At 62.1% G+C, this 4,561-nt stretch carries 5 protein-coding genes; 2 read left to right on the forward strand and 3 right to left on the reverse strand.

Annotation, left to right across the window (positions count from 1 at the left end):
• On the reverse strand, window positions 1-848 hold an 848-nt coding region (locus tag I5W_RS08790), incomplete at its 3' end, for an AraC family transcriptional regulator (protein ID WP_252716958.1).
• 146 nt (window positions 849-994) lie between these two features.
• Here I5W_RS08790 and I5W_RS08795 point away from each other — a divergent pair.
• Complete coding sequence (locus I5W_RS08795; RefSeq protein WP_044528942.1) at window positions 995-1,855, forward strand: CPBP family intramembrane glutamic endopeptidase; 861 nt, start codon at window positions 995-997, stop codon at window positions 1,853-1,855.
• 84 nt (window positions 1,856-1,939) lie between these two features.
• Here I5W_RS08795 and I5W_RS08800 read toward each other — a convergent pair whose 3' ends face one another.
• Entirely contained in the window at window positions 1,940-3,106 is a 1,167-nt protein-coding gene (locus tag I5W_RS08800) for a 4-hydroxybenzoate 3-monooxygenase (protein WP_044528943.1), read from the reverse strand.
• Between the two features lie 220 nt (window positions 3,107-3,326).
• Between I5W_RS08800 and I5W_RS08805 the strand changes: the two genes are divergently transcribed.
• Window positions 3,327-4,238, forward strand: a complete 912-nt coding sequence (locus I5W_RS08805) for a helix-turn-helix domain-containing protein (protein WP_017452565.1) — start codon at window positions 3,327-3,329, stop codon at window positions 4,236-4,238.
• A gap of 9 nt (window positions 4,239-4,247) precedes the next feature.
• Here the strand turns inward: I5W_RS08805 and I5W_RS08810 are convergent.
• The coding region (locus I5W_RS08810; RefSeq protein WP_044528944.1) for an IclR family transcriptional regulator domain-containing protein at window positions 4,248-4,561 on the reverse strand (314 nt) is incomplete at its 5' end.

The raw sequence follows: 4,561 nt of genomic DNA on the forward strand, positions 1-4,561 counted from the left end.
AGATAGATATCGGTAAGCACTCCCCAGGTGGCGTATCGGCAGCAGTTCAGGTATGGAAGTACAGCGGAAATCACGCAATCCTCCCNGCTCTGCGGCACCCACTGGCGATACAGTGGATAGATGCTATCGCCCAGTCGTTCATGCGCGCCGGCATGGCGCACGCGTGCGCAGCGCCCGCCCGGTATCGACTGCTCCACCACGCCTTGCGGATTGTCCGGGAGCGCGCCCTCCAGCTCGCCGCAGATATCGAAGCGGAATTGTTCCGGGGGCGTGGTATCCGGATTGTCCCAGGCCAAACCGAAAGTGCGGCAGCGCTCCATGGGCGACAGGCCCGATGACTTGCGCCAGGCGATGAACTGCGCCACCGTGGCATTGAGCTGGTTGACGGGACCGCGATGGGCCAGCAGGGCGATGCGGATGGGTTCTACGTTGATGATCTCGACTTGCACGTCCACTTTCCTTTCAGGGATGCGGAATACGTAACGCTCGTTCCAGGACGGCCAGTCGGGAGCACGCCGGAACTGCGAAGGCGACTGACCGAAGGCGCTCCTGAAGGCGCGCGTAAAGGATTCCGGATTTTCAAAACCGGCGTCGAGGGCGATGTCGATGATCCGCCGCTGTGCCTGGAAGGCCAGTTGCAGACTGGCCTGTTTCAAACGCATCAGCAGGATGTAGCGCGCCACCCCGACGCCGACGAAATCGGCGAATTGCCGCTGGAAATGGAACCGCGAAAAATGCGCGACCGCCGCCAGTTGCTCGACGTCGAGCGGTGTATGGAGATGGCTCTCGATATGGTCGAGCACTCTCTCGAAACGGGCGATATAGGCTTTTTTACGGATGTCACTCATCTTGTCCTCGGTTCACGGGACGTACTGTGCAAGAAATGGCGGCGCAAATCCTGACCGAAATTGCGCATCGTCGTCACGCTGGCCACCGCCATGCCCTGCATGTTAAAACACCGGCTTTGCCGCTCTTTCCTCTTTTTTGCTACGCCATGTCTTCCACCTACCTGCTGATGCTGGCCATTTGCGCCGTCTGGCTGCCCCCCCTGCCACTATCGCCCAGGCTGCGCCTTGCCCTCTGGCTGCCACTGCTGGTGCTGGCGGTGGTGACCGGCATGATCGATGGCCACATCCAGGCCATGGGCGTCCTCGGTCTGCTGGGATTGGGGGTGGCGGCATGGGGCGCCACGCGGGCGAGCGTGAGCTGGCAAAGGCGCGGCCTGTTGATCCTGGCGCTACTGATGAGCCTGCTGCTGGCCCTGCATCGCTGGCCCGGCTTCATCAATGTGCAAGTGCTGCCGCGTCAGGCCATCACGCCCGATGCCTTGCCTTTCCTGCTCTATGCCAACTTTGACAAGGGTGCCGCCGGGCTGTTGCTGCTGGCCTTGCTGGTGCCGCGCTGCCAGCGGCTGCGGGAATGGTCGACGACGCTGCGGCTCACGCTGCTGCCGGGCTTCATCACCATCGCCACGGTGATGCTGCTGGGCTGGCTCATCGGCATGGTGCGGCCTGAATGGAAATGGCCACCGTTTGCCGGCATCTTCCTGGCAATCAACCTGCTGTTGACGGTGGTGGCGGAAGAAGCCTTCTTCCGTGGTCTGATCCAGCATCGGCTGCAAGCGGCATTCAAGCCCCTGCCCGCTGGCGACTTGCTGGCCGTGCTGGTGTCGGCCCTGCTGTTCGGCGCGGCCCACCTGGGTGGTGGCCTCGGCTATGCCGCGCTGGTGACCGTGGCCGGGCTCGGCTATGCCTGGGTCTTTCTTCGCAGCGCTCGCATCGAGGCCGCCATCGCCCTGCACTTCACGCTCAATGCCGTGCATTTCATCGGCTTCACTTATCCCGCACTGGCCTGACGCGCGGCGAGAGGGGCCGACCAATGACAACGCCCGCTGGCGCGGGCGTGTCGGTCCAACCGGTATCGAACAGTCTTGCCCGGATCAGAATGCGCCCACGTAGTTTTCGGCCAGCGCCGTGGACAGCGCGCGCGAATTGACCACGTTTTCCAGTTCGGCACGCTGAATCTGCTGCTGGAAGGGCGAGGCATCCTCGAAGGTGTGCAACATGCTGGTCATCCACCAGGAGAAATACTCGGCGCGCCAGATACGCTTCAAGGCTTGCTCGGTGTAGGACGCCAGGCCTTGCTCGTTGGAAGTACGGTAGAAATCCTCGATGCCCTGGGCCAGGCGCTTGACGTCACCCACCGCCAGGTTCAAGCCCTTGGCGCCGGTCGGCGGCACGATATGGGCAGCGTCGCCGGCCAGGAACAGGCGGCCATGCTGCATGGGGGTGGAGACAAAGCTGCGCATCCCGATGATGCCCTTCTGGAAGATCTTGCCTTCCTTCCAGCGCCAGCCATCGCCGTTTTCCAGGCGGGTATGGAATTCATTCCAGATGCGGTCATCGCTCCAGTTGTCCACGCTGTCCTTGGGGTCGCACTGGAAATACAGGCGCTGCACCGTGGGCGAACGCGTGCTGACCAGAACGAAGCCGCGCTCATGCTGGGCATAGATCAATTCGTCCGAAGATGGCGGGGCTTCCACCAGCACGCCGAACCAGCCGAAGGGATAGATGCGCTGGTAATCCTGGCGGCGGCTTTCGGGAATAGCCGGGCGCGATACGCCATGGAAGCCATCGCAACCGGCAATGAAATCGGCCTCCAGCGTATGCTGCTCGCCCTCGTGCATAAAGCGCACGCGCGGCTTGTCGGTCTCGATGCCTTCGATGCTGGTGCCGCTGACGCCAAAGAGCAACTGGCCCTGTGCCGCCAGGCGCGCCGCCACCAGATCCTTGATCACTTCATGCTGGGCATAGACAGTGATGGCCTGGCCGGTCAGCTCGGTCAAGTCGATGCGGTGACGGCGGCCACCGAAGGCCAGTTCGATGCCATGGTGCAGCGCGCCTTCGCGCTTCATCCGTTCGCCCACACCGGTTTCGGTGAGGATATCCATGGTGCCTTGTTCAAGCACACCGGCCCGGATGGTGGATTCGATTTCTTCGCGGCTGCGGGTTTCCAGCACGACCGATTCGATGCCCTTGAGATGCAGCAGGTGGGACAGCAACAAACCGGCCGGGCCGGCGCCGATGATGGCGACTTGGGTACGCATGGTGGAGGTCTCCGTGGTAAAGGTCAACCGCCGATCCCAGGTCCAGGCAGAGCTGCATGAGCGCAGGAAAGGCGAAATTTGAACTGCTTTTATTCTTCGTATGGCTGGCATCTTAGTGGGCCGCAGATGAATAAAAAATGGATGATTGCGCCAAATACTTGTACTATTTTTACAGAGCACAACAACAGTACAACCACCCCGCGCACCGGATGGAGACCCTATGCCCCTGCCCCGCAGCAAGCCCCGGACCAGCGACGTCCCGCAGTTTTCCTTGTACGGCGAGGCTTCCCGGCCGGATGATGCCGAATCGGTGCACATCGAACTGATCGAGACGCGCAGTCGTGTACACGACTGGCATATTGCACCGCACACACACGCCGGACTGTTTCAGGTACTTTTTTTAATGTCCGGGCACGTCAGCGCCTTGATGGAAGATGAGGTATGGGAATACGACGGACCAGTAGTCATCACCATCCATCCCTCGGTGGTGCATGGTTTCGATTTCTCGGAACAAGCCGTCGGCTTCGTGCTCACCATCGATCCGCACGTGGTGTTTTCCGCGGCCGGCGGCGATGGTCGCGGCGAATTGTTTGCGCCCTTGTTCCTGCGCCCGATGGCCATCGAGCTCTCGCGCGTACCGGACTTGCGCGAACGCATGGAAACCCTGCTGCGCCTGCTCATTGCCGAATCCGCTGCACCCCGTACCGGGCACGCGCTGATGCTGGAGTGGCTGGCGCGCAGCGTGATGCTGCTGCTGGTGCGGCTGGAAGCCGATCATCGCTCGGCCGAACTGAGTGGACGCGGCGACTTCGAATTGTTCAGTCGCTTTCGTGCGCTGGTGGAACAGCATTTCAAGCAGCAATGGCAGGTTACGGTCTATGCCGAGAAGCTGCACATCACCCCCAGTCGCCTCAACCGCCTGTGCCTGAAACTGGCCGGCCATTCAGCCTTCGACCTGGCGCAGCAGCGGCTGATCCTGGAGGCCTGCCGCAAGCTGACCTATGTGCCCTCGGGGGTTTCGACCATCGCCTATGAACTGGGCTTCCAGGACCCGGCCTACTTCAGCCGGCTCTTTAAGCGCCACATGGGCTTGACGCCCAAGGAGTACCGCCGCACCCATGTGGAAGAATAATTCACCGTCCTACAGCAAGGCCCCCAGCTCCACCTGGATCTTCAGCATGGCCGGCAGGCAGCGCTCCACCATGTCTTCCAGCTTCATACGCGCGGCATGGACGCTGATATTCATGGCTGCCACCACCTCGCCGCGGAAATTGCGCACCGGCACGGCCATGGTGCGCAAGCCCAGTTCCAGCTCCTGGTCCACCAGCGCATAGCCTTGCACCCGGGCGCGGGCGATCTCCAGGGCCAGGCGTTCGACGTCGGTGATGGTATGGGCCGTGATGGCCTCCGGCTGGGCCCGGGCCAGGAGGGTGTCCAGCTCGGCCGGCGCCAGGT

Origin of the sequence: Herbaspirillum sp. B65, from assembly GCF_000333555.1 — a bacterium.
GTDB lineage: Bacteria > Pseudomonadota > Gammaproteobacteria > Burkholderiales > Burkholderiaceae_D > Herbaspirillum > Herbaspirillum rubrisubalbicans.